This is a genomic window from Streptomyces sp. NBC_00016 (genome assembly GCF_045040885.1).
GTDB classification, from domain to species: domain Bacteria; phylum Actinomycetota; class Actinomycetes; order Streptomycetales; family Streptomycetaceae; genus Streptomyces; species Streptomyces coriariae.
On record NZ_CP108304.1, the window covers coordinates 951024 to 976824 of the forward strand.

Here is a 25801-nt window from a genome sequence, read left to right on the forward strand (position 1 = left end):
CGGCAAGCAGCCGGCAGACATTCGACACGCACTCGACAAGCAGTCGGGAAGCACAAAACGCCGGGCGGCGCGGCACCCGGGCCGCGCCGCCCCCGTGCACCACTTTCGGAAGGACCGCCATGATCTCCACCCTCCAGTCCCGCATGCTGCGCGGGGCGGACGGTGACCCCGCTCCGCGTCTGGCGTACGGCGCCGACTACAACCCCGAGCAGTGGCCGCGGGACGTGTGGGAGGAGGACGTGCGGCTGATGCGGGAGGCCGGCGTCACCGTCGTCTCCGTGGGGATCTTCTCCTGGGCCCGGATCCAGCCGGGTCCGGACACCTGGGACTTCGGCTGGCTCGACGAGGTCATGGACCTGCTGCACGCGGGCGGGATCGGCGTCGACCTGGCCACCGCCACCGCCTCCCCGCCCCCCTGGCTCACCACCGCCCACCCGGAGATCCTGCCGGTCACGGCGAACGGCGAGACGCTCTGGCCGGGCGCCCGCCAGCACTGGCGGCCCACCTCTGCCGTCTTCCGTGAGTACGCCCTGCGCCTGGTCCGGAAGATCGCCGACCGCTACCGGGACCACCCGGCGCTCGTCGCCTGGCACGTCTCCAACGAGCTGGGCTGCCACAACATCTACGACTACTCGGACGACGCGGCCCACGCCTTCCGGGTCTGGCTGCGTGCCCGCTACGGCTCGCTCGACGCCCTCAACCACGCCTGGGGCACCGCTTTCTGGTCGCAGCGCTACAGCGACTGGGAGCAGATCCTGCCGCCCCGGCTGGCCGCCTCGCACCCCAACCCGACGCAGCAGCTGGACTTCAAGCGGTTCTCCTCGGACGCCCTGAAGGACCACCTCGTCGCGGAGCGGGAGATCCTGCGGGAGATCACGCCGGAGATCCCGGTCACCACGAACTTCATGGTGATGGGCAACACCAAGGGCATGAACTACCCGGACTGGGCGAGCGAGATCGACTTCGTCTCCAACGACCACTACGTCCACCCCGGCCCGCAGGACCGCGACGAGCTGTCCTTCTCGGCGAACCTCACCAGCGGCATCGCCGCCGGCCGGCCCTGGTTCCTGATGGAGCACTCCACCAGCGCCGTCAACTGGCAGCCCGTGAACGTGGCGAAGCGGCCCGGCGACCTGGCCCGTGACTCGCTGCTGCACGTGGCGCACGGCGCGGACGCGGTGTGCTTCTTCCAGTGGCGGCAGTCGGCGGCCGGCGCCGAGAAGTACCACTCGGCGATGGTCCCGCACGCCGGCGAGGACAGCGACCTGTTCCGCGCGGTGGCCGCCCTCGGCGCCACGCTGAAGTCCCTTGCCCCGGTGGCGGGTTCGGAGCGCGAGTCGGCGGCCGTCGGCATCCTCTACGACTGGGAGTCGTGGTGGGCCAGTGAACAGGACTCCCACCCCACCGCCCTGCTGGACTACCGGCAGGAGGCGCTCGACTGGTACTCGGCGCTGCTCGCTCTCGGTGTCCGCGCCGACCTCGTCACCACCCGCGCCGACCTCACCCGGCACCAGGTGCTGATCGCGCCCGTGCTGCACATGGTGCCGGCCGAACTGGCCAAGGAACTGACCTGCTACGCCGAGCGGGGCGGCCACCTCGTCACCACGTACTTCTCCGGGGTCGTCGACGAGAACGACCACGTCTGGCTGGGCGGGTACCCGGGCGCCCTGCGCGACCTGCTCGGCATCCGCGTCGAGGAGTTCGGCCCGCTGCTCGCCGGGGAGTCCGTGGAACTGGACGACGCCACCTCGGGCAGCCTGTGGACCGACCGGATCACCGTCACCGACGGCGACACCGAGGTGCTGGCGCACTACCGCACCGGTGTGCACGCCGGACGCCCCGCGATCACCCGGCGCTCGACCGGCGACGGTTCCGCCTCGTACGTCTCCACCCGGCTCGGTGTCGACGGGCTCACCTCGCTGCTGCCCCGGCTGCTGGAGCCGGCCGGGGTCGGCAGTGAACTCCCGGCGGACGTAAGGGGATCGGTCGAGCTGACCGTCCGGCGCGGCGCCGAGGGACGGTTCCTGTTCCTGGTCAACCGGACCGACGACACGGTGCCGGTGACCGGGATGGACGGAGAGGTACTGGTCGGCACCGGCGGCACGGAGGGCGCCCTCGTCCTCGGACCGCGAGAGGTCGCCGTACTGCGCCGGCCCTGCGACTGACGCCCCACACCCGCACACCCGAAGCCCCCACGACTCCTCGGCACGGCCCGCGGCCGCGCCGGGGGCCATCCCCTCCTGCCCGTGCGGCAGGAGGGGCCCACCACAGCGACCGCACCGCAGTTGGGAGCACAGATGGCACGCCGTACCCGCAGCAGACGGAACCTCGGGGCCGCCGCACTCACCGCGCTGGCCACCGGGGCCGCCCTCCTCAGCGTCCCCGTGCAGGCACACGCCGAGGCCGCCGTCACCGTGACGCCGGATCCGTCGTACCAGCAGCAGAAGTTCGAGGGCTGGGGCACCAGCCTGGTCTGGTTCGCCAACGCGACCGGGGACTATCCCCCGGCGATCCGCGAGAAGCTGGCCAAGTTGCTCTTCGGCGACGACGGCCTCGCGCTGAACATCGCCCGGTACAACATCGGCGGCGGCAACGCCCCTGACGTCACGGACTATCTGCGGGCCGGCGGTGCCGTCGAGGGCTGGTGGAAGGCGCCCGAGGGCACGACCCGCGAGGACACCGACTGGTGGAGCGCGGACGACCCGGCCGACTGGAACAAGGACGCCGACGCCACCCAGCGCTGGTGGGTGGACCGCATCAAGAAGGACATCACCCACTGGGAGACGTTCAGCAACTCCCCTCCGTGGTTCATGACCGAGAGCGGATACGTGTCCGGCGGCTTCAACGCCAACACCGACCAGCTCAAGGCCGACTCCGTCGACGACTTCGCCGCCTACGTGGCGGGCGCGACCAAGCGGCTGGAGAAGGCCGAGGGCATCAGGGTCGACACCGTCGACCCGTTCAACGAGCCCAACACCGGCTACTGGGGCACCCGGCTGGACGCGAACGGCCAGCCCGTGGGCGGCCGCCAGGAGGGCGCCCACATCGGCCCCGAGCTCCAGCAGAAGGTGCTCGCCGCGCTGGCGCCCGCGCTGAAGAAGGCGAAGACGAAGGCGCGGATATCGGCGATGGACGAGACCAACCCGTCCATCTTCGCGACGAACTGGAACGCCTACTCGCAGGCATCCAAGGACCTCGTCGACCAGATGAACGTACACACCTACGGCACCGGGCAGCGCACCACCGTGCGTGATCTCGCCAAGGCCGCCGACAAGCCGCTGTGGATGAGCGAGGTCGAGGGTGACTGGGGCGACGGGCAGAGCTTCACGGACATGCGTCCGGGCCTCGGGCTCGCCCAGCAGATGGTGAACGACCTGCGTGAACTGGAGCCCACCGCCTGGGTGTTCTGGCAGCCGGTCGAGGACTACGACAACATGAAGCCGGGCGGCGAGTCCGCGAAGGGCGGCAACTGGGGCTCCATCCAGCTCCCGTTCAGCTGCACCAGCACGGACACCCTCCAGTCCTGCCCGATCTACACCAACACCAAGTTCGACACGGCCAGGAACTTCACGCACTTCATCAAGCCCGGCGACAAGCTGATCAAGGTGGACGACACCTCCAGCGCCGCCGCCGTGACCAAGGACGGCAAGGGCGCCTCGGTCGTCCACGTCAACAGCACCACCGAGGCCCGCACGGTCACCATCGACCTGTCCAAGTTCCGCACCGTCAAGGGCAGCGCGACCGTCACGCCCACGGTGACCAGCGCCGACGGCAAGCTCAGGCAGCAGGCCCCGGTCAAGGTCGTCGACGGCAGGGCCACCTACACCGTCCCCGCCCAGTCCGTGACCTCCTTCGCCGTCAAGGGTGTCTCCGGCGTCGCGAAGAACGCGGGTCTGTTCAGCAAGGGCCACTCCTACACGCTGACCGGCGTGCAGAGCGGCAAGGCGGTGACCGTAGGGGCCAACGGCACGAACCTGGTCATCGGCTCGGCCAACGGCAGCACCGCGCAGCAGTGGCAGCTGGACGCCCGGTACGGCAGGACGGGCGCCCGCCAGCACTACGTCTTCGCCAACCCGGCCGAGGGCGAGCGCCTCGCCGTCCGCGACAACGTGCCGGTGGTCGAACCCGACACCGGCGAGCGTGACCCGGCCACCGAGTGGATCATGTCGACCACCGGTGACGGGACCTGGACCCTGGTCAACGTGGCCACCGGACGCCTCCTCGAGGTCGGCGGTCAGGCGACCAACGAGGGCGCGGCCGTCACGACCTGGCAGGCCAACTCCGGTTCCAACCAACGCTGGAGGGTCACGGACGTGACCCCCTAGCCCCTGTCAGCCCACGTCCTGCGGGTCCGTCGTCCCCGCCCGTGTCCCCGCCCGTGTCTCCGCCCGCATCGCGATCGTCGTGATGCGGGCGGAGCGCTGTGCGGGGGCGGCTGCCGGGATCCGTTCCAGGACCCCGCCCGCGAAGACGTCGTACAGCGGCAGCGTCTCCAGGTGGACATAGCCGATGTGGCAGTCGCAGACGGCGAGCGGACAGGGGCGGGGGCGCAGGGCGGCACGGTACGAGCCGTCGTAGAGGTTGCCGAGTTCGGCGCGGACGAAGTGGCAGCGCCGGACGGTCCCCTCGCCGTCGACCGAGATCACCGAGTCGCCGGTGCGGCAGGGCAGGCCGGCGCTGGTGTGCGGACGGCGGCTGTACGGGAAGAGCGGGTCGAGGGCGGTCCACCGGTCGGCCTCGGCGTCCTCGTAGGTGTGGCCCTCGGCGGCGTTGATCCACAGATAGACGTGCGCGGGCAGGTCGGCGCGCAGCCGGCGGGCCGCGTCGAGGTGCTCGGGCAGACCGACCACGCCGACGCTGAAGCGGATGCCCCGCTCCGCCAGTTCGCGGCACTTGCCGAGGAAGCGGTCGTACGGCGTCTGGCCCGGGTGGTACGTGCACCACAGGGCCAGCGTGTCGGGGTCGGCCTCGGCGAGCCAGTCGGTGCGGCAGCTGAGATTGGTCTGGACGGCGACCCGGCGGATGTGCGGGAGGTGGGAGAGGTCGGCGAGGGTGCGCCGGTACCAGGAGCGGACCAGTCCCTCGCCCCACGGGGTGAACAGGAGCGAGAGCCGGTCGTCGGTGCGGGCCGCGGCCCACTGCGCGAACCGTTCGAGGGCGGCCCGGTCGGCGCGCAGTTGCTCCGTGCTGTCGCGCCGCTTGGCGAACGGGCAGTAGGGGCAGTCGTAGTCGCAGGAGGCGAGCGGGCCACGGTAGAGCAGGGTCAGGTCCATGGCGGCCGGGTCACTTCCGCTCGTAGGCGGTCATGGCGGCCCGCACGGCCGGGGAGAACAGCTCGGGGCCGATGGCGTCGGAGTGCGCGAGGCCTTCGGGCGTGAGCCTGAGGGTCGTCGGGTCCGTGTCGGTCAGCCAGCCGCGGTCGGCGAAGCGTTCGAGTTCGGGGCCGAAGTCGTCGGCGGGCGCGCCGCCGAAGCGGGCCCGGTAGTCGTCGAGGCGCAGGCCCTCGGCCTGGAGGAGCGACTGGAGCAGGTGCCGGCGGCGCGCCTCCTGGGGGTTCATGGGGTGGCCGACCTCGGCGTGGGCGAAGTCGGAGGCGTCGGCGGCGACGTAGTCGTCGATGATGCCCCGGATCTGGTGCATGCCGACGGCGTAGTCGAAGGAGTAGTGCAGGCCGGCCGTGTAGGAGCGGGCTCCGCAGCCGAGGCCGATCATGCCGTCGGTCTGGCAGGCGTAGTCGTCCGCGCCCTGCGGCGGGGCGTCGGTACGGCGGAACATGCGCATGGACTGCTGGGTGTAGCCGTGCGCGAGGAGGTGGTCGCGGCCGGCGCGGTACAGCCGCAGCCGCTGCTCGTCCCAGGCCGGGTCGGGGCCCGCGGCCCCGCCGGGGCCGCGGCGGTCGAGGCCGGTCAGGGGACGGACGTAGAGCGGGTAGAGGTAGAGCTCCTCGGGCCGCCAGGCCAGGGCCGCGTCCAGGGAGTGCCGCCAGGTCTGCTCGGTCTGGCCGTCGATGCCGTAGATCAGGTCGATGTTGAGGACCGGGATGCGGGTGTCGCGCACCCGCGCGAGGGCCGCCTCGACATCGGCGCGGCGCTGCGGGCGTACGGCGGCCCTGGCCTCGGAGTCGACGAAGCTCTGCACGCCCAGGCTCAGTCGGGTGGTGCCCCGGCCGGCCAGGACGGCGAGGCGGTCGGCGGTGGCCGTGGCGGGCGAGGCCTCGACCGACAGCGGGACCGCGCGGAGGTCGGCGCCCATGCGGTGCTCGGCGATGTCGCAGAGCCGGTCCAGCTCGGCCGCGGTGAGGAAGGTGGGGGTGCCGCCGCCGAAGGCGGCCGTGGCGAAGCGGACGTCGTCCGTCTCCCCCAGCGCCTCCCGTACGGCCCTCGCCTGCCGTTCCAGGGCGTCGAGGTAGGCGCCGGTCAGTCCGTCGGGGGCGCCGATGCGGGTGAAGAGGTTGCAGAAGCCGCAGCGGACCTCGCAGAACGGTATGTGCAGGTAGAGGGAGAGTGTGTCCTTGGGCTCGGCGGCCCAGAGAGCTTTCAGGGACGGGCGGTCGGGGAGTTCCCGGTAGGCCGTCTTGTGCGGATACGCGTAGACGTAGTGCTGGTACGGGCCGGTGCGGGTGGCCGGCTCGGCGGTGGTCATCGGCCGGCCTCCGTCGGACGGGGTGCGGGGTCGAGGAAGAAGTGCGCGTACGGCACGGTCCACACGGACTCGTGGCCGAGGCGGTGCCCGGTGTAGCCGTCGTCGCCGTAGGCGGTGCCGTGGTCGGAGCAGACGATCGCGAAGCAGCGGCGCCTGCTGCTCGCGGCGGCGAACAGGCGCCCGATGTGCCGGTCCACGTACTCCAGCGCGGCGGCGTGCGTCTCCCGGCTGTCGCCGGTCTCGCGGGTCGCGCCGGGCAGATGGAACCAGTTCGGCTGGTGCAGGGCGGACACGTTGACGAAGAGGAACAGCCGCTGCTCGTCGGGCAGTCCGCGTACGACGTCCTCGGCGCGGGCCACCTGGTTCTCGAAGGACTCGGGTGAGGTGACGCCGAACTCCGGTGCCCAGTGCGCCTCGTGGAACAGGCCGGGCAGCACCGAGCCCAGCGGGCCCTGCTGGTTGAAGAAGCCCACTCCCCCGATGCACACGGTGTGGTAGCCGTCCTCGGCGAGGCCCGAGACGAGGTCGGGGGTGTCGTAGACGTAGGTTCCGCCCGCGGTGGTCTCGCTGCCCGCGAAGCTCGCCGCGAACAGCCGCGGATGCGGTCCGGGGGCGGCCGGGGTCGGCAGGAAGCCCGCGAAGATCGCCTGGTGGGAGGCGTAGGTGAAGCTGCCCGGCGCGTGCCGCTCCTCCCAGCGGCCACCGGGGAGGTGGCGGGCCAGGTGGGGGATGCGGCCCGCGGCCGCCAGCTCGGCGGCGACGTCGTGGCGGAGTGTGTCGAGGGTGACCAGCAGGAGGTCGTGGCTGCCCACCACCTCGTTCATGTCGGGTACTTCGTCGATGTCGGGCTCAGGCATGCGGTGTTCCTGTTCTGTACCGGGCGAGATCACCCAGGACGGCGGCCACTTGGGCGGCATGGGTGTCGAGGCCCTCCGCGCCGCTGCCGGGCAGGCCGGTGAGCCGGGGCAGCAGGTCACCGAAGGCGTTGACCTCGCCGACCGCGGCCCTGCGCCAGCCCACGGCCGGGAGCAGGTCGACACCGACGCACAGGGTGCGCGGGAAGCAGGCCGCGGCCTGCTCGCACACGCCCAGCAGGTCGGTCCAGCGGGCGCCCGCCGCCTCGACGTTCGCCCGGACGGCGTCCAGGTCGCCTCGCCGGCCGCCGAGATGGAGGTTGGTCATCGGCGAGCGGCTGGTGCGCACCACCGCGTGGGTGGCGCGACCGGCCACGACGACGACCCTGAGGTCGGCGGCCCGGCCGTCCTGGGAGGCCTTCGGTAGCCAGCGCTCGAGGTGCAGTCCGTCCGGGGCGAGCGCGTCGACGATGGCCGCGATGTCCTGCTCGCGTTCGTAACGGCGCACCCTGAGGGAGTTGTACAGGCCGCCGTCGGCGGCGAGTTCCACGGAGGTGGTGGCCCTGATCCGGCCGCCGCCGCCCGACTCGACGGCGAGGACGCCCGAGGCGGACGACCCGTGCGCGGGTTTCACGAAGAGCCGGGCCATCCGGTGCTCGCGCATCGCCGCGCGCACGTCGTCCCAGCCGCGCACCGGCGCGCCCTGCGGACCCGAGGTGGGTGAGGCGGGCACCGGGACGCCCGCCGCGTCCAGGACGGCGTGACAGAGCCGCTTGTCGAACAGCACCGCCAGCTCGTCCGGGTCGTCGAGGCGGACGCCGCCGCGCAGGCTGCGTACCGCGGTGGTGAAGCGGGTGTACCAGCGGCCCGAGCCCTCGACCCGTGTCGGATCGGTGGCGCCGCGCAGCAGCCGGTCGACCTCCGGGTTCTCGCCGGGTGAGTCCAGGCGGACGATCTCCTCGGCGGCGAAGTCGGCGCCGCCGTCGCTCAGTACGTCCGCCCACGGCACGACACGCGGGGCCGGCAGGCCGGCCGCGCGTACCGCGTCCTCGAAGAGGGCGACCCGACGGTTCTCCGGGTTGCCGACCACCGCCAGGCGCGGCTCGGGCGCGCGCTCCGCGCGGAACCCGTCGAGGGAGGAGGGACGGTGACCCATGGGTGGTGTGCTCACTCCCCGACGGCGACGTAGCGCCACGTCGTGCCGTCGTCGTCCGCGTCCTCCTCGGCGTCGTCGCGGTCGAGGTCCACCTCGACGCCCGCGGTCTCCACGGTCCGCCGCACGCGCTCCTGGAGGGACTCGCTCAGGTAGTGGTAGTGCAGGTCGAGCTTCTTGAGGTGGGTGAGCGGCTGGCCGCCGAGCAGGGCGGCCGCCCCCTCGTCGGTCAGCACGCCCATGGAGAGGTCCAGCACCTCCAGACGGGCCACCACGGGCGCGGACGCGACGGCCGCGGCCACGGCGTCCTGGATCTCGCTGTTGCGCAGGGCGAGGTGACGCAGGCTCGGCAGCCGGGCGCCGGACAGGATCGGCTCCAGGTCGGCGACCTCGCTGTCGCCGCCGTACTCGGGGGTGCCGAGCCACAGGTCGAGGTGGACCAGGGCGGGCAGGTCGCTGCCGCCGACCCCGCGCACGACCTCCGCGGGCAGCCCGCCCGTCTCGATCACGAGCCTGCGCAGCGCGCGGTGGCTCACGGCGGGGAAGCGCAGCCCCGACCCGCCGCGCACGCCGAACTCCTCCAGCGCGGGGTACGCGGTCAGGACCGGGGTGACATCGGTCTGGTTGATCCAGGAGATCTCGCACTCCTCCCCCACCATGTCGCCGAGGAACACCGCCCGCAGCGCGGGGAACCGGTCCCGGGCGGCCACCAGTGCCTCGATGACGTCGGAGGGGTCAGTGTCGTAGGCCTCCTGCCAGGCGCCGACGATCAGGGCTCTCACGCGGGTGGTGTCGACGGCGGAGCAGAAGCGCGCGAACGCCTTCGTCCAGTCCTCGTCGGCGTCGTAGACGTCGCTGGTGACGCGCCAGGCGAAGGCCTCCGGGTCGGGCAGGTCGTCCGTCCCGCCGCCGGGGCCCGGGAAGGTGTGGGCGGGCAGCCGGTACAGCGCGTGCAGGTGGTCGGTGACGGTCATGCGGCTGCTCCCGGGAGAAAAAGATGCGCGGTCCGTGATGTGTCCGCAGTTCTACCAACAGGCACTGACAGCACCCCGCGCCGGGGCCTCGGTTCGCGACATCGGCTCGGGCCTCGGTTCGGGGGCGTTGTCAGTGGTGCTCCGTACCGTCTTCGTCATGGGGCCGGTGCGCGAAGCGTCCGGCGGAGAGGGGAGAGCCATGTACCGGCAGGGAGACGTGCTGATCGTGCCCGTCGCGCAGGAGGCGTTGCCGCCGCACGTGGCGGTCGCGCCGAAGGAGCGGCGGGACGGGCGGGGCCGGCTCGTGCTGGCGCTGGGCGAGGTCACCGGGCACGCCCACGCGGTGGTGGGCCGGGGCGATCTGGTGCGCGAGCCCGGGCCGTTCGGTCCGCTGCTGCTGCACCTTCCGCAGGGCGGCCGGGTGGTCCATGAGGAGCATGCGGCGATCGCCTTGCCGAGGGGCTGGTTCCGGGTGATCCGGCAGCGGGAGTACGTGCCCGGATCCGTGCGGATCGTCGCGGACTGAAGGCGGACTGAAGAGCGGGTGACCGAGGTGACGGAGGGGCAGATGACGACGACGGAGATGGCCGGGGCAGTGCCCGGCGCGGGAGCGGAGCCGGTGGTGGAGGGTACGTCCTTCGACGACGTCCGTCGCTGGCGGGCCTGTGCCGCGGTGGCCGTGCCCGCCGACCGCGCGGCCGCCGAGGCCGGCGTGCGCCGGGCCTACCGGCAGGCCGGGCTGCCGGAGCCGGAGCACGTGGTGTGGGCCGCTTCACCGCGGGCGGCGGTCACGCTGGTCCGGGAGTCGGCGGACAAGGGCCCCAGTGTGCGTGAGGCGGTCCGCAGTGCTCCATGGGCGGGTGAACGGCAGCGGCTGCACACGCGGTTGGGCGCGGCGGGCTGGGCGGCGCACTGGGCCGCGACCGGCGGGCTCCTGTGGGACACGACGCAGGCGCTCGTCGACCGGATCCGCGCCGGGGTGCTGGAGGAACTGGCCGGCGGGGACACGGGGAAGGAGGCCGCGGAGGTCCGGCTGGTGCTGCTGGACGCCGTGCTCGGTCAGCACGACGCGCCGTGGCTCGCCGCGTTCCCGACGGACCGGGGTCCGCTCGAGGGGCTGGCCACGGTGAGTCGCCACGCCGGCTGGTGGTGGCCGTTCGCGCGGGTGGCGGTGGTGTGCGAGCGTCCCGTCGCCCTGCACCGCGACGAGGCGGGCCGGCTCGACCACGGGGACGGTCCGGCACTGGCGTACCCCGACGGCTTCGCCCTGTACGCCTGGCGTGGCATGCCGGTCCCGGCCGGGTTCCTCGCCGAACTGCCGGCGCTCACCCCGGACCGGATCCGGTCCGAGGAGAACGCCGAACTGCGCCGGGTCATGCTGGAGTACTACGGCTACGACCGCTATCTGGCGGACTCCGGGGCGCGTCACGTCCACCGCGACGAGACGGGCACCCTATGGCGGATCGACCTCCCGGCCGACGAGCCCGTCGTCATGGTGGAGGTCCTCAACTCCACACCGGAGCCGGACGGGACGCGACGCACCTACTGGCTGCGGGTACCGCCGGCGACCCGCACGGCGCGGGAGGGCGTCGCCTGGACCTTCCAGCTGACGGCGGAGACGTACGCGCCCGAGCGCGAGACGTGAGCCGGAGAGCCCCTCGTGACCCGGAGACCTCGTGCTCCGGAGGCCTCGTGACCCGGAGGCCTCGCGGCCGGCCGGGCCTCAGCCTTCGGCGACGCGGGCCAGCACGTCGGTGATCCGGGCGTGGACCGCGTCCCGGGCGACGGCGGGAAGGGCGCCCAGGTCGGTGCCCGCCAGGGCGTGCAGGACCTGTTCGGGGTCCGGGTCGTACGGCGTGCACTCGCTGAACACCTCGTAGCCGTCGCGTACGGCCACCCGCAGATCACGGGGGCTGTCGCCGTCGGCGTGCACCGCGGCGGCGACGACGAGGGGCGGCGGGCCGCCCGCCTCGCCCTCCAGCTTGCGGTAGCCGCTGACCAGGGGTGCGCGCCAGCGCAGGGCGAGCAGTACGTGACGCTTCGCCAGCAGCTCGGTCAGATCGGTGTCGTAGACGCTGTCGGACTCCAGGACGGTGGCCCGGGCGTCGAGGACGAGGGCCGCCGGGAGCAGACAGCGCAGGGTGCTGCCGACGATGTTGCCGCCGACCGTGGCGGCCCGGCGCACCGCGCCGGTGCCCACTCCGGAGGCCGCCCGGTGCAGCGCCTCGGGCACGGTCGCGTCGACGCGGTTCAGCAGCACGGCCCCGCCGAGCTCCTCGGGGCCGACCGTGCCGGCCTCCGGCACGTTGCGCAGCGACACGGCCTGCTCGGGGAAGCCGTCCCGCTGCCAGCCGGCCCACACGAGCGTGGCACCTCCTACCGGTACCGCTCCCTCGGCCAGACACCGCTGGGCTTCGGATATGGAGGAGGGAAGACGCAACTGCACGACAACCGACCTGCCTTCCCTGGAAGTTCGTGGCGAGTGACACGGTGTCATCGTGTGTCCCCGTGTTCACCCGCCCGCATGATCAATGGCAGAACGGATTCTGCCCAGGCGCACGGGGGCGCATACAGGGCTCATGGCTGCACCTTGCGCAACGTGAAATTGCGTTGCGGCCGGCCCCCCTCCCCCGGACCCTGGCGCCATGCCCTACGTCCTGCGTCCCGCCGCCCTCGCCGACGCGCCTGCCGTCACCGGTCTCCTCAACGCGATCGACCTCATCGAGATCGGCCGGCCCGAGACGGACCTGCACACCGTCGAGGCCGATCTGAAGCATCCCGAGACGGATCTGGAGCGGGACTCCTGGCTCGCCTTCGACGGAGACCGCCTGGTCGGCTACGGGCTGCTGTGGGACGAATCGGGCGGCGAACGCGTCGACATCGACCACTACGTCCTGCCCGACCGGCAGGAGGCGGGCCGGCTCGTCCTGGCGGCGATGGAGAGCCGGGCACTGGAGAAGGCGCGGGAGAACGGCGCCGGGCGGGCCGTGGTGCATCTGCATCTCAACGCGGCACCCACGCTCGACACCGCGCTGCTGCGCGCCCGCGGCTGGTCGGTCGTACGGCGGTATCACGTGCTGCGCCGCCCCCTGGACCGGGCCGGGGACCGGCCGCCGGCGCTCCCCGCCGGGGTCCGGCTGCGGTCCTGCGCCACCGAGGCGGACCGGGTCCGTGTCCACGCGCTCTACCAGTCCGCTTTCGCGGAGCACTTCGACTTCCAGCCGCGCGGCTACGAGCAGTGGCTGCACGACGTGGACGCGGCGGGGCTCGACTGGTCGCTCGTGTGGATCGCCGGCACGGACGAGTCCGGGGACGCCGGGTTTCTGCTGGCCCGCGACGACCGCGAGGCGATGGGCTGGATCCGCAGCATCGGCGTGCTGCGCGAGGCCCGCGGCGGCGGGCTGGCCGGACTGCTGCTGCGGCACGCCTTCGCGGCCTTCGCCGCCCGGGGCCGGGACACCGTCGGGCTCGGTGTGGACACCTCCAACGCGACCGGCGCGCCCGGGCTGTACGCACGCCACGGCATGGTCCTGCACTACGCCGTGGACACCTGGGAGGCCGTCCTGCGGTGACCGTGCGCGCTCGGTCCGCACACGGACGACCTCTTCGGGGGCGGGACCGTCTACGGTGTCGCGGCGGGCAGCCGCGTCGGCACCACCGGAAGCATCATGCCGTCACCGAGTGGCGCCGTGTGCGGTACGAGGGCACCCTCCCTGGCGATCTGGAGCAGGTCCGGCAGTGTGTAGGGCTCGGCACCGTCGAGGTCGACCTGGTAGCCGAGGTCGCCGAGGCTCGCCGCCGTCATCCGGCTCAGTGGGTTGCCGGCTCCGGAGATGAACGGCGACATGAGTTCGTTGACGAAGACCGCCTCACGCCAGTGGCTGTCCTGAGTTCCGGGCCCACCGAAGTTGGCGACCGGTACCGGGGCCGGGTCCTCCTCACCGAGGAGTGCGGCGAACTCGGCCGTCGCACGGGCACCGACGAAGGTGGGGTTCTGGGTGCCGGCGCCCTTGAGCAGGCCGAACGCCGTCCACAGAGTGCCGATCCCCAGGACGTGTCCCATCTCGTGGGTGATCACGTCGACGAGCGTGCCGTCGGCTTCCATCTGCGTGAGGTCGGCGGAGTCGAACCTCATCACGCCCTTCGCGGGCAGGAACATGCCGAACTGCGCGGAGTCGTCGCGGAAGTCGGTGGGACCGGCCATCCCCAGTACGCGGCCGGGACCGTCGATGGTGACCCCTTCGGCCTCGATGAGCAGATCGTCGATGATGTCGCCGTTGACGAGCGCGGTGTCCAGATCCCCGACGATGACCTTCGCCCAACGGTCGGCCGCCGCGGCGAAGGCGTCCTGCTGATTGCCCGTCAGTCCGCCGAGGAAGCGGATCTCGATGGTGAACGGTGACGTCGTGCGGGCTATTTCTCTGGCCCGCTCGAAACTGGCGACCGCTCGATACGTCTGGAAGGTGTTGGTGGCGACCTTGCTCATCGCGGTTCTCCTCCATGTCGGCCCGGACGAAGAGTCACCCCTCTTCCCACACTAGGCCGACCGGGTGGGGCATGCGCGTCGACGCCCCTGCCGATGCCTGGGTGATCGATCGGCGAAGAGGCGAGCTGTTTCAGGTTCAACAGAGCCCGGAATCAGGCGGAGTTGTCCCACGGTGACACGGCGCCCGTCCGGGTCCTTGAGGTGCGGGTGAGCGGCGGCTCTCATAACATGGTATTCAGGTCGTTTTCAGGCCATTTGCTCACTGGTACCCGAGGCGGGCCCGGCCGGCCGTCGGCGCCCCTCGCCGACCCCGGCCCGCCGGCCAGGACAAGCGGTTGCCGCAGGCTTCGACTCCCGGCGCCGGATTCGCCTTCGTCGACACGGCGTTCCGCATCTTCGTCCCGATGGCCTCGCGTCGACGACAACAGCATGATCACGGTGCTGCCGCGCCACCGCTCGGAGCCGCGTCCGGCGCTCGCGGGCCTGACGAACGCGGTCGAGCCGCGGCACACCGCCGGAAGGACGGTGAACCGACATGGCTGCGACGGACAGGTCCCGCGGCGAGCGGGAGCGCCAGGTAACGGCGGCCGCCGCACGGTACGGCGCGGCCGGCGACGAGCGGCGCGCGGTCGAGCGGCAACAGGACGCCGGGGTCGCCTTCCCCGACTCCGAGGAGGCACTCGCGGCCCGCGCGGCCCGTCTGCTCGAACGGCACGCGGTGCCTACCGCCATGGTGGTGGAGGCCGTCCGCGCGGAGCCGCTGGCCGCGACCGCGGCGTACGAACGCATCCTCGGGGTGTCCAAGGAGCTCCAGGCCTGGAGCTTCCTGCCGCGTGGCAGCCGGGCCGCACGTACCGTCGCCCGGATCTCGGTCCGGGAGAACGGCCGTGAACTGCCGCTCGGCACCGGCTTCCTCGTCTCGCCGAGCCTGCTGATGACCAACCACCACGTCCTCACCGACGCGGACGCCTCCCGGCAGTGCTTCGTGGAGTTCGACGCCCAGGTCACCGTCGACAACACACCGCAGGCGCCGACACGGCTGGGGCTCGACCCCGACGCCTTCTTCGCGGCGGACGAACGGCTCGACTTCGCGCTGGTGTTCGTCGCCTCAGGCCCCGACGGGCGGCCCCCCGGGGAGACGTTCGGCTGGAACCGGCTCAGCGCCCAGACGGGGAAACTGGTGATCGGCGAGCCCGTCAACGTCATCGGCCACCCGATGGGCCGCCTGAAGGAGATCGCCGTACGCGACAACATGCTCCAGACCCGCCTCGACGACTTCCTCCACTACCGGACGGACACCGAGCCCGGCAACTCCGGTTCCCCGGTCTTCAACGACCAGTGGGAGGTCGTCGCGCTCCATCACAGCGGGGTGCCCAGGACGGACGACAAGGGCCGTGTCCTGCGCCAGGACGGGCAGGTCTGGCGCCCCGGGGACGGCGAGGACGCCATCGACTGGGTGGCCAACGAGGGCGTGCGCATCAGCTCGATCCTGAGACACCTCGCCGCGCTGCCGCGCACCTCCCCGCCGCCGTCACCGCTGGACGACCTGGGCTCCGAGGCGGGCCTGACCCGGGCGCGGGCCGCCGCCGGCGCCGCCCCGGCACCCGTCGTCGTCGCCGCGCCGCCACCGGCTCCCGAGCGGGCCGCCGCGCCGGCGGGCCTGCGCGCCCGGGACGGCGCGTTCGGCGGCGACCGGCACCTGGTCTTCCTGCACGGTCGTGCCCAGGAGGGCAAGGACCCCGAGAAACTGCGCCGCGCATGGGCGGCCGGGCTCAACCAGGGACTCGTGCGGGCCGGGCTTCCTCCCGTCGACCCGGCGGACGTCTGGTTCCCCTACTACGGCGACAGGCTGGCGCAGGCCCTCACCGCGCACGAAGCCGTCCCCCGCGTGGTCGAGGCGCCGACCGCCATGGCGGCGGAGGCGGTCGCGCCCTCCGCTCCGTCCGCCCGCGCGGTGTACGAGGAGATCATCGGCGAGGCCGCCCTGAAGTGGAACATGCCGCAGGAGCGGCAACTGGCCACCGAGGGCTTCGGTCTGGGCGACGTCGTCGGTGTCCTCCAGAAGAGGCTGAGCTGGCTGGCCGCCAGGAGCGACCTCGACGCGTGGGCCATCGCCCTGATCTTCCGTGACGTGGCCGCGTACCTCGACGACGCCCGGCCCGTCCGTGACGAGATCCTGAACTGTGTGCTCGAGGCGGTGCCCGACTCGGGCGAGGTGGTCCTCGTCAGTCACAGCCTGGGCACGGTCGTCGGCCTGGACCTCACCACACGGCTGTCCCCCGGGGTGAGCGTCGTCCATCTGACCACGGCCGGCAGCCCTCTCGGCCTGGACAGTGTGTACAGCAGGCTCCTCGTGGGCGGGCCCAAGCGTCCCGACATGGTCGCGGACTGGGGCAACGTGTGGTGCCCCAACGACGCGGTCGCCATCGGATGCCCGCTGGCCGACGACTGGGCGGACGGCCTGACCGACCTCGCCGTCATCAACGCCCGCGACCGGGCCCACAGCATCGTGGAGTACCTCTCCCACACCGAGGTCGCCCGGTCGGTCGGCAGCCGCCTCGCGCTCTGAACCGGCCGTGGCACCCGCCCTCGTGAGGTGCCGTCAGCCGTTCAGCGCCAGCCAGGGCTGGGGGTCGCTGTAGTAGCCGTCGTAGATCACCTCGAAGTGCAGATGGGGGCCGGTGGACAGGCCCGTGGAGCCGACCCGCCCCAACGGGGTCCCGGTCTGCACGGTCTGCCCCACGGTGACGTCGATGGCGGACAGATGGCTGTACGTGGTCTGGAGCCGTTTGCCCTCGATCGTGCCGTGGTCGACGACGATCCGGTTGCCGTAGGCCGTGGTCATGGCCGCGAAGACGACCGTGCCCGCGCGGGCGGCGGAGACCTGGGCGCCCTGGGGTGCGCCGAAGTCCACGCCGGTGTGGAGTTTGGTGACGCCGGTGAGGGGGTGCTGGCGGGAGCCGTAGGGCGAGGTGATGGTGAGGGTGGTGACGGGCGGTGCCAGGATCGCGTCGGCCAGGACGCCACCGCCGCTCGCGTCCTCCCGGTCGAAGGCCTCGTACTTCGCGAACAGGGCCTTGACCTCGCCGAGGTAGGTCTGCGCCGAGGCGGGGACGCCGCCCGCCTTCGTCACGGCGTCCGTGCCGACCGCGTAGGCGGCGAGGGTGAGGTCGACGAGGTCCCCGTTGACGGTGCCGTCGGTTCTGAGGTCGGTGACCTGCTGGGCCAGGGAGCAGTCCTGGCGGCCGAGCGCCATGATGGCGTCGGCCGGATCGCTCGGTGAGGAGCGGCCGTTGCCGTCGTCGTCCTTGCCCCAGGTCCTCCAGTCGGCGGCGGTGAAGGCGGCGATGCCCTGCGGGCCGGAGGCGGTGGCGCCGGCGTTGCTCCAGCCGGTGAGCTGGTCGATCTGCGCGGCGAGGGCGGACGGGGTGACGACCGTGCAGGCGTCGGCGGACTTGCGCAGCCAGGGGCCGTAGCTCGCGTCGACACCGCCGGGGGCGGCGTCCTGCGCGGTGCTGTCCCCGGGGCTCCAGTCGTCGGGGAGCCCACCGGTCAGGGCGAGGAACCCGGCGACCGTGGTGAGGGTGACCAGGCCCGGCAGGACCAGGAGGGTGAAGGGGCCCGGGCCGCGCCGACGGGGGCGTGGGGTGGGTGCTTCGGGGGCGGGCGTCACCGGGGCGGGGGTCTCCCGGGCGGGGTCCTGCGGGGCGGCGACGGTCTCGTACGCAGGGGTCTCGACGGCGGGCTCGTCGCTCACGCGGCGGACTCCGGACGACGGGTCAACGGCCGCTGCGGCACAGTGCAGTTGTTCACGGACGGACGTTAGCGGGTGACCCGGCGCGCGTCACCGGACGCGGGGGCAGACCTGCTGCCCCTGCGGGCAGCGAGCCCCGGGGGACTGTCGGTGGGAGTTGGTAGAAAGTACGCCGCACGGGCCGGGGCGCGCTGTTCCGGCCACCGTCCGCTCACGGAGGTACCCGCCCATGACGCTGGCGCACATCTCGGAACTGCACGGCCTGCCGGTGTACGTCTTCCCCCTGCCCGGGGAGAGCTCCGGGGACCTCCCCGAAGAGGAGTCCGTGGCCTGGAAGCTCGTCCGGCAGGAGAACGATCCGGAGGACTTCGACGACTGCTGGAGCCGGTTCCTGGGGACCGTGGACCCGTCGCGGGTGCGCGCCCTGGTCCTCGGGGCGGGTGCCTACGGCAGCGAGCTGGACGCCGGCGACTCCTGCCACGAGGTGGTGGAGCGCCTCGCCGGGGCGGCGGACCGGCTGACCGGCCTTCGGGCCCTCTATCTCGCGGACCTCGAATTCGAGGAGTGCGAGCTCTCCTGGATCGTCCAGGGCGACGTCAGCCCGTTCCTCGCCGCCTACCCGGGGCTGGAGGAGCTCGCCGTACGCGGTTCGGGCGGTGGCTTCGGCGGCGGCTCGGGGCTGGAGTTCACGCCGTTGCGCCATGAGGGTCTGCGCGTCCTGCGCTTCGAGAACGGCGGGCTGCCGGCCGAGGTGGTGCACGGGCTCGCCGCCTCGGACCTGCCCGCGCTGGAGCACCTGGACCTGTGGCTGGGCGCGGAGTCGTACGGCCGCAGCACCACCGTGGCCGACCTCGAGCCGATCCTGGACGGCTCCCGGCTGCCCGCCCTGCGCCGGCTGGGTCTCCAGAACGGCGACAACCAGGACGAGGTGGCCGCCGCCGTCGCCGCGGCGCCCGTGGTGGCCCGGCTGACGGCCCTGCACCTGGGCCGCGGCACCCTGTCCGACACGGGCGCCGCGGCTCTGCTGAGCGGTCAGCCGCTGGTGCATCTCCAGGAGCTGGACCTTCACCACCACTACCTGTCCGACGCGATGGCCGAGCGGATACGGCAGGCTCTGGAGCCCTACGGCGTGAAGGTGGACCTGTCGGGCCGCGAGGACGCGGACGACCCGGACGACCGGTACGTGGCCGCGGGCGAGTGACCGTCCGCGGCCCGTGACCTCATCCCACCTCGACCAGCAGGTCGCCGCCTTCCACCTGCTGGATCCGGTTGATGGCCAGCCGCGACACCGTGCCGGCCTTCGGGGCCGTGATCGTGGCCTCCATCTTCATCGCCTCGATGGTGGCGACGGTCGCGCCGGCCTCCACCTCGTCGCCCTCGGCGACCGCGAGGGTGACCACGCCCGCGAACGGCGCGGCGACATGCCCGGGGTTGGCGCGGTCGGCCTTCTCGGTCACCGGTACGTCGGAGGCCGCCGCCTTGTCCCGTACCTGGATGGGCCGCAGTTGGCCGTTCAGGGAGGACATGACCGTGCGCAGGCCGCGCTCGTCGGCCTCACCGACGGCCTGGAGCTCGATCAGGAGCCGGACGCCCGGCTCGAGGTCGACGGCGTACTCCTTGCTCGGGCGCAGACCGTAGAAGAAGTCCTTGCTGTCGAGCACGCTGGTGTCGCCGTAGGCCTGGCGGTGGCTCTCGAAGTCGCGGGTCGGGCCGGGGAAGAGCAGCCGGTTGAGGGTGGTGCGGCGGGTCTTCTCCAGGCCCTCGCGGTCCTCGGTGGTCAGTTCCTGGACGGGCTTGGCCTCGGTGCGGCCCCGCAGCGCCTTGCTGCGGAACGGCTCGGGCCAGCCGCCGGGCGGGGTGCCGAGCTCGCCGCGCAGGAAGCCGATGACGGAGTCGGGGATGTCGTAGCGGTCGGGCGACGCCTCGAAGTCCTCCGGGGACACTCCGGCACCGACCAGGTGCAGGGCGAGGTCGCCGACCACCTTGGAGGACGGGGTGACCTTCACCAGGTGGCCGAGGATGCGGTCGGCGGCGGCGTACATCGCCTCGATGTCCTCGAAGCGGTCGCCGAGGCCGAGCGCGACAGCCTGGGTGCGCAGGTTGGAGAGCTGCCCGCCGGGGATCTCGTGGTGGTAGACGCGTCCGGTCGGGGAGGCCAGGCCGGCCTCGAAGGGGGCGTAGATCTTGCGGACGCCCTCCCAGTAGGGCTCCAGGTCGCCGACGGCCTGGAGATCGAGGCCGGTGGGCCGCTCGGAGTGGTCGGTCGCGGCGACGATCGCGGACAGCGAGGGCTGCGAGGTCGTGCCCGCCATGGAGGCCACGGCGCCGTCGACCGCGTCCGCGCCGGCCTGGATCGCGGCCAGGTAGGTGGCGAGCTGACCGCCGGCGGTGTCGTGGGTGTGCAGGTGCACCGGCAGGTCGAACTCACGGCGCAGCGCCGAGACGAGCTTCGCGGCGGCCGGGGCGCGCAGCAGGCCCGCCATGTCCTTGACGGCCAGCACGTGGGCGCCCGCCTCGACGATCTGCTCGGCCAGGCGAAGGTAGTAGTCGAGGGTGTACAGCCGCTCGTTCGGGTCGGACAGGTCGGAGGTGTAGCAGAGGGCGACCTCGGCGACGGCCGTTCCCGTCTCCCGTACGGCGTCGATGGCGGGCCGCATCTGGCCGACGTCGTTCAGCGCGTCGAAGATGCGGAAGATGTCGATGCCGGTGGCGGCGGCCTCCTGCACGAAGGCGTCGGTCACCTCGGTCGGGTAGGGCGTGTAGCCGACGGTGTTGCGGCCGCGCAGCAGCATCTGGAGGCAGATGTTGGGGACGGCCTCGCGCAGGGCCGCCAGCCGCTCCCACGGGTCCTCGGCGAGGAAGCGCAGGGCGACGTCGTAGGTGGCGCCGCCCCAGCACTCCAGCGACAGCAGCTGGGGCAGGGTCCGGGCGACCAGCGGGGCCGAGGCGAGGAGGTCCTTGGTGCGCACGCGGGTGGCCAGCAGGGACTGGTGGGCGTCGCGGAAGGTGGTGTCGGTGACGCCGATGGTCGGCGACTCGCGCAGTTGGCGGGCGAAGCCCTCGGGGCCGAGCTGGACCAGGCGCTGGCGGGAGCCCGCGGGCGGCTCGGTGTCGGGCACCGACGGCAGTTTGGTGACCGGGTCGATCAGCTCGGGCCGCTCACCGTGCGGCTTGTTCACCGTGACGTCGGCGAGGTAGGTCAGCAGCTTGGTGCCGCGGTCGGCCGAGGAGCGTGCGGTGAGCAGGTGCGGGCGCTCTTCGATGAACGACGTCGTGACGCGTCCGCCCTGGAAGTCCGGGTCGTCCAGGACGGCCTGGAGGAAGGGGATGTTGGTGGACACGCCGCGGATCCGGAACTCGGCGACAGCACGCCGGGCCCGCTTGATCGCGGTCTCGAAGTCCCGTCCCCGGCAGGTCAGTTTGACCAGCATCGAGTCGAAGTGCGCGCTGATCTCCGTACCCGCGTGGGTGGTACCGCCGTCGAGGCGGATGCCGGATCCGCCGGGCGAGCGGTAGGCGCTGATGCGGCCGGTGTCGGGGCGGAAGCCGTTGGCGGGGTCCTCGGTGGTGATCCGGCACTGGAGGGCGGCGCCGTGCAGGGTGACGGTCTCCTGGGACAGGCCGAGGTCGGCCAGGGTCTCGCCGGCGGCGATGCGCAGCTGGGCCTGGACGAGGTCGACGTCGGTGACCTCCTCGGTCACCGTGTGCTCGACCTGGATGCGCGGGTTCATCTCGATGAAGACGTGGTTGCCCGCGGGGTCGAGGAGGAACTCGACGGTACCGGCGTTGCGGTAGCCGATCTGCCGGGCGAAGCGCACCGCGTCGGCGCAGATGCGGTCGCGCAGCTCCGGGGCGAGGTTGGGCGCGGGGGCCAGCTCGATCACCTTCTGGTGACGGCGCTGGACCGAGCAGTCGCGCTCGAAGAGATGGATGACGTTGCCCTCGCCGTCGGCGAGGATCTGCACCTCGATGTGGCGCGGGTCGACGACGGCCTTCTCCAGGAAGACGGTCGGGTCGCCGAAGGCGGACGCGGCCTCGCGGGAGGCCGCCTCGATGGACTCGCGCAGCACGGCCGGGTCCTCGACGCGGCGCATACCCCGTCCGCCGCCTCCGGCGACGGCCTTGACGAACAGGGGGAAGCCGATCTCCTCGGCGGCCCGGACCAGTTCGTCGATGTCGTTGGAGGGCGCGGACGAGCCGAGCACGGGCACGCCCGCGGCGCGGGCCGCCGCGACGGCGCTCGCCTTGTTCCCGGTCAGTTCGAGGGTGCGCGCGTCGGGGCCGACGAACGTGATGCCCGCCTCCGCGCAGGCACGCGCGAGTTCGGGGTTCTCGGAGAGGAACCCGTAGCCCGGGTAGACGGCGTCGGCGCCCGCCCGGCGCGCGGCGCCGACGATCTCCTCGACGGAGAGATAGGCGCGCACCGGGTGCCCTTGTTCGCCGATCTCGTAGGCCTCGTCGGCCTTCTGCCGGTGGAGTGAGTTGCGGTCCTCGTGCGGGAAGACCGCGACCGTGCGCGCGCCCAGCTCATAGCCGGCGCGGAACGCACGGATCGCGATCTCACCACGGTTGGCGACCAGCACCTTGCGGAACATCCGGGACCCCTTCAGCCTGGCGGTGACGAGGACCATCGTGTCGGTGCCTGACCTGGTTGGCCATGTGAGTCGGGCCACTCGGCGCATGTCTCGCTCGATCGGACCGTGCCCGACTACATTTGACGGCGTTCGACCGCGTTCGACGCCCGGTCAGGTCGCGGTCGCCGCGGCCGCGGCACGTCCCGCCTGGCGCCCGGAGAACAGACAGCCGCCGAGGAACGTGCCCTCGAGGGAGCGGTAGCCGTGGATCCCGCCACCGCCGAAGCCGGCGACCTCCCCGGCCGCGTACAGACCGGGCACGGGGTTCCCGGCCGCGTTCAGGACCCGGCCGGAGAGGTCGGTCTGGAGACCGCCGAGGGTCTTGCGGGTGAGGACGTTGAGGCGTACGGCGATCAGCGGGCCCGCGCTCGAGTCGAGGATCCGGTGGATGGCGGCCGTGCGGCTGAGTGAGTCCCCGGTGTAGTTCAGGGCGTTGCGGATGCCCATGACCTGGACGTCCTTGGTGTAGGCGTTGTCGATCTCCCGGTCCCGGGCCTCGATCTGACGCTTGAGGTCGGCGAGGTCGATGAGTGAGGTGCCGGTCAGCTTGTTCATGCCGGCGACGAGGTCGGTGAGCGTCGAGGCGACGACGAAGTCCTCGCCCTTGTTCTTGAATTTCTCGATCGGCTCAGGGGTCTGCCAGATCCGGGACAGCAGCTGCCAGACGTTCTTGTTGGTGAGGTCGGGGTTCTGTTCGGAGCCGGAGAGCGCGAACTCCTTGGCGATGATCTTCTGGGTGGTGACGAACCAGGAGTAGTCGTAGCCCGAGTCGGTGATGGTCTTGAGGGTGTGCAGGGTGTCGTAGCCCGGGATGTCGGGCGTGTTGAACCGCTTGCCCGTGGCGTCGAACCACATCGAGGACGGGCCGGGGAGGATGCGGATGCCGTGGCCGGGCCAGATCGGGTCGTAGTTGCGCAGGCCCTCGGTGTAGTGCCACATGCGGTCGGGGTTGACGATGCGCCCGCCCGCCTTCTCCGTGATGCCCAGCATGCGGCCGTCGACGTGCGCGGGAACGCCCGTGGCCATGAACTTCGGCGGGGTGCCCATCCGGGCGGGCCAGTTCTGCCGGACCAGGTCGTGGTTGGCGCCGATGCCGCCGGAGGTGACGACGACGACCGGGGCGCGCAGCTCGAAGTCGCCGACGACGGTGCGGGAGCTGGGCTTGCCGCGGGCCACGCTGCTGGGCTCGAGGACGGCCCCGCGGACGCCCGTGACGACTCCCCCGGTGGTGACGATCTCGTCCACGCGGTGCCGGAACTTGAAGGTCACCTTGTTGTCGGCGACCGCGGCCCGCACCTTCTTCTCGAACGGCTCGACGACCGCCGGTCCGGTGCCCCAGGTGACGTGGAAGCGGGGCACCGAGTTGCCGTGCCCGGTCGCGAGACCGCCGCCGCGCTCCGCCCAGCCGACGATCGGGAACCACTGCACGCCGAGTCCGGAGAGCCAGGACCGCTTCTCGCCCGACGCGAACTCGACGTACGCCTTGGCCCACTGGTACGCCCAGTGGTCCTGGCCCTTGGGATCGTCGACGCCCCGGTCGAAGCCTGCCGTGCCCTGCCAGTCCTGCCAGGCCAGGTCGTAGGTGTCCTTGACGCCCATCAGGCGCTGTTCGTCGGAGTTGACGAAGAACAGTCCGCCGAAGGACCAGAACGCCTGGCCGCCGATGCTGGCCTCGGGTTCCTGGTCGAGGAGGAGCACCTTGCGTCCGGCCGCGGCGAGTTCGGCGGTGGCGACGAGGCCTGCCAGCCCGTGGCCGACGACGATCGCGTCGGCGTCCTGCGCGGCGCCGTACGCGGGGAAGGCCTGCACGGCGAGGGTCGCGCCCGCGAGGACTCCGCCCGCCACGGTCAGGGCGTGGCGGCGGGTGATTCCATCGGCTTCGGGGGTGTCCATGAGCGGCCCTCCTGGAGGCTTCGCGGGGGCGGTGCCTGGACCGTGCTCGGGTGGTCCCTGGTCGGTCCATGGGTGGCGTGACTGAGGGGTGTTCCTGCGACAGCTGCGCTGTTACCGTCGGTAGCCCAACAGGAAACCAGGTCGTCACACGGCTCCGGTAGTGCGCGGGCGTCAACGTGAGCACCGCTCGCTTGTGGCTCGGCGACAGCGTCCGGGCGGAGGGGGGACCATGACCGTCGTCCACGGGCCGGAGCCGGTCGCCAGGGTCCTGCGGGACATGGCCTCCGACGTCGATGTGTGCGTCGAGCTCGTGCACGCCGCCCGCAGCCGCTCCCCCGAGCTGTCCCGGCTGACCGAGGAGGCGACCCGGTCGCATGTGACGGCGATGCTCCGCGCGGCCGACCCCTGGTTCACCGCCCCGGAGCGGACCGGGTCGGTGGACGATCAGGACTTCACGGCCGCCCTCCTGCTGGGCGCCGACCGTGCCGTGCAGGGCGTGCCGATGACGGTCGTCCTGCGGGGGGTGCAGGCGGCGCTGGGCCGCGCGGCGGAGATCGTCGTGGACCGGTGCCGTTCGGCGGGGGTCTCGGACCGGGCGCTGCTGTCGGTCGTCCTGCGGCTCCAGGAGTACGGCGCGGCGATGGAACGACAGGTGATCCACGGCTACCGCGCCGCCGAGCACGAGTCGCCACGCGCGCTGGGCGCCGTCCGCACCCGGCTGCTGCACCAGGCACTGATCGGCGAAGTCCCGCCGCCACAAGAGGAGTTGGCGCGCGCCGGGGTCCGGGCGGACGCCGCCGGGCGCTACCACTGCCTGGTCGCCGCTCCCTTGCCCGCGCGGGCGGTGCGCTCGCCGCACGCGGTGACCGTGCCGCTCGACGGCCGCGCGGCCGGACTGTGCCCGCGGCCGCCGGAGGCCGACGAGGTGGATCCCGAGGCGCTCGTGGTGGTCGCGCCCGCCGCCGCCCTGCCGGAACTGCCCGCGCTGTACCGGCTGTGCGTGCGCGCCGTGGATCTCGGCCGGCAGCACGGGCTGCACGGGCTGTACGACGTCACGGACTTCGCCGCCCGGATCGCGCTGGCCGAGCAGTCCTCCCTGGGCGCCCTGCTGAGCCGCCGGCTGCTCGGCTCCCTCGACCCGGCGGACGCCTTCCACCATCAACTCGCCCTCACCGCGCTGGCGTTCCTGGACAACGGACGCCGGCTCGACCAGACCGCGGCGGCGCTGTTCACCCACCCCAACACCGTCCGCTACCGGCTCGGCCGACTGAGGCAGATCACCTCCACGTCCCTCGCGGACGGTGACGGCCCGCTGGCCGCCCTGCACTGGTGGTGGGCCCTCACCGCATGGCTGGAGTCGTCAACACGGCATTGAACAGAAGGCCTTGCGGGCCGTCCCGTCATGTTCGAC

General features: G+C 72.5%; 18 protein-coding genes. 8 read left to right on the plus strand and 10 right to left on the minus strand.

Annotation, left to right across the window (positions count from 1 at the left end; translation table 11 throughout):
- The first annotated feature begins 119 nt into the window (after positions 1-119).
- Positions 120-2165 carry a beta-galactosidase gene (locus OG933_RS04350; RefSeq protein WP_405625467.1) on the plus strand — a complete coding sequence of 682 codons (2046 nt, stop codon included), beginning with the start codon at positions 120-122 and terminating at the stop codon, positions 2163-2165.
- A 132-nt stretch (positions 2166-2297) separates the two neighbouring features.
- On the plus strand, positions 2298-4325 hold the full coding sequence (locus OG933_RS04355) for a glycoside hydrolase (protein ID WP_405625468.1): 2028 nt from the start codon (positions 2298-2300) through the stop codon (positions 4323-4325).
- A 6-nt stretch (positions 4326-4331) separates the two neighbouring features.
- On the opposite strand, the gene OG933_RS04360 is transcribed toward OG933_RS04355, so the two are convergent.
- Genes OG933_RS04360 through OG933_RS04380 form a run of 5 tightly spaced genes read right to left on the minus strand, consistent with a single transcriptional unit; the run spans position 4332 to position 9623 of the window.
- Positions 4332-5273, minus strand: a complete 942-nt coding sequence (locus tag OG933_RS04360; RefSeq protein ID WP_405625469.1) for an STM4011 family radical SAM protein — start codon at positions 5271-5273, stop codon at positions 4332-4334.
- A 10-nt stretch (positions 5274-5283) separates the two neighbouring features.
- Positions 5284-6642, minus strand: a complete 1359-nt coding sequence (locus OG933_RS04365) for an STM4012 family radical SAM protein (RefSeq protein ID WP_405625470.1) — start codon at positions 6640-6642, stop codon at positions 5284-5286.
- Positions 6639-7466: an STM4013/SEN3800 family hydrolase gene (locus OG933_RS04370; RefSeq protein WP_362522191.1), complete on the minus strand. Its 828-nt coding sequence runs from the start codon at positions 7464-7466 to the stop codon at positions 6639-6641. The genes OG933_RS04365 and OG933_RS04370 overlap by 4 nt, the downstream gene beginning before the upstream one ends.
- Before the next feature lie 25 nt (positions 7467-7491).
- Entirely contained in the window at positions 7492-8652 is a 1161-nt protein-coding gene (locus OG933_RS04375) for an STM4014 family protein (RefSeq protein WP_362521993.1), read from the minus strand.
- A gap of 11 nt (positions 8653-8663) precedes the next feature.
- Positions 8664-9623 (minus strand): STM4015 family protein, encoded by a 960-nt coding sequence (locus tag OG933_RS04380; RefSeq protein WP_362521995.1) that lies wholly within the window; start codon positions 9621-9623, stop codon positions 8664-8666.
- A gap of 199 nt (positions 9624-9822) precedes the next feature.
- Between OG933_RS04380 and OG933_RS04385 the strand changes: the two genes are divergently transcribed.
- Positions 9823-10149: a hypothetical protein gene (locus OG933_RS04385; RefSeq protein ID WP_362521996.1), complete on the plus strand. Its 327-nt coding sequence runs from the start codon at positions 9823-9825 to the stop codon at positions 10147-10149.
- Between the two features lie 42 nt (positions 10150-10191).
- On the plus strand, positions 10192-11268 hold the full coding sequence (locus OG933_RS04390) for a DUF6745 domain-containing protein (RefSeq protein WP_362521998.1): 1077 nt from the start codon (positions 10192-10194) through the stop codon (positions 11266-11268).
- Positions 11269-11346: 78 nt separating this feature from the next.
- On the opposite strand, the gene OG933_RS04395 is transcribed toward OG933_RS04390, so the two are convergent.
- The gene (locus OG933_RS04395) at positions 11347-12069 is read right to left on the minus strand and encodes an FAD binding domain-containing protein (RefSeq protein WP_405625472.1); all 723 of its coding nucleotides are present in this window, start codon (positions 12067-12069) and stop codon (positions 11347-11349) included.
- A 199-nt stretch (positions 12070-12268) separates the two neighbouring features.
- Here OG933_RS04395 and OG933_RS04400 point away from each other — a divergent pair, with 199 nt between their 5' ends.
- Positions 12269-13195 carry a GNAT family N-acetyltransferase gene (locus OG933_RS04400; protein ID WP_405625474.1) on the plus strand — a complete coding sequence of 309 codons (927 nt, stop codon included), beginning with the start codon at positions 12269-12271 and terminating at the stop codon, positions 13193-13195.
- Positions 13196-13245: 50 nt separating this feature from the next.
- Here the strand turns inward: OG933_RS04400 and OG933_RS04405 are convergent, their stop codons facing one another.
- Positions 13246-14109: a leishmanolysin-related zinc metalloendopeptidase gene (locus tag OG933_RS04405; RefSeq protein ID WP_362522003.1), complete on the minus strand. Its 864-nt coding sequence runs from the start codon at positions 14107-14109 to the stop codon at positions 13246-13248.
- Between the two features lie 535 nt (positions 14110-14644).
- Here OG933_RS04405 and OG933_RS04410 point away from each other — a divergent pair.
- Entirely contained in the window at positions 14645-16678 is a 2034-nt protein-coding gene (locus OG933_RS04410) for a trypsin-like serine peptidase (protein ID WP_405625475.1), read from the plus strand.
- Positions 16679-16711: 33 nt separating this feature from the next.
- Here OG933_RS04410 and OG933_RS04415 read toward each other — a convergent pair whose 3' ends face one another.
- Entirely contained in the window at positions 16712-17866 is a 1155-nt protein-coding gene (locus tag OG933_RS04415; protein WP_405625477.1) for a M23 family metallopeptidase, read from the minus strand.
- A gap of 226 nt (positions 17867-18092) precedes the next feature.
- Between OG933_RS04415 and OG933_RS04420 the strand changes: the two genes are divergently transcribed.
- Positions 18093-19064 carry an STM4015 family protein gene (locus OG933_RS04420; protein ID WP_405625479.1) on the plus strand — a complete coding sequence of 324 codons (972 nt, stop codon included), beginning with the start codon at positions 18093-18095 and terminating at the stop codon, positions 19062-19064.
- 19 nt (positions 19065-19083) lie between these two features.
- Here OG933_RS04420 and OG933_RS04425 read toward each other — a convergent pair whose 3' ends face one another.
- Positions 19084-22458 carry a pyruvate carboxylase gene (locus tag OG933_RS04425; protein WP_362522009.1) on the minus strand — a complete coding sequence of 1125 codons (3375 nt, stop codon included), beginning with the start codon at positions 22456-22458 and terminating at the stop codon, positions 19084-19086.
- Positions 22459-22608: 150 nt separating this feature from the next.
- Positions 22609-24390, minus strand: a complete 1782-nt coding sequence (locus tag OG933_RS04430; protein WP_405625481.1) for an FAD-binding dehydrogenase — start codon at positions 24388-24390, stop codon at positions 22609-22611.
- Positions 24391-24619: 229 nt separating this feature from the next.
- Here OG933_RS04430 and OG933_RS04435 point away from each other — a divergent pair, with 229 nt between their 5' ends.
- Positions 24620-25765, plus strand: coding sequence for a helix-turn-helix domain-containing protein (locus tag OG933_RS04435; RefSeq protein WP_405625482.1), 1146 nt, complete (start codon positions 24620-24622; stop codon positions 25763-25765).
- Positions 25766-25801 lie beyond the last annotated feature (36 nt).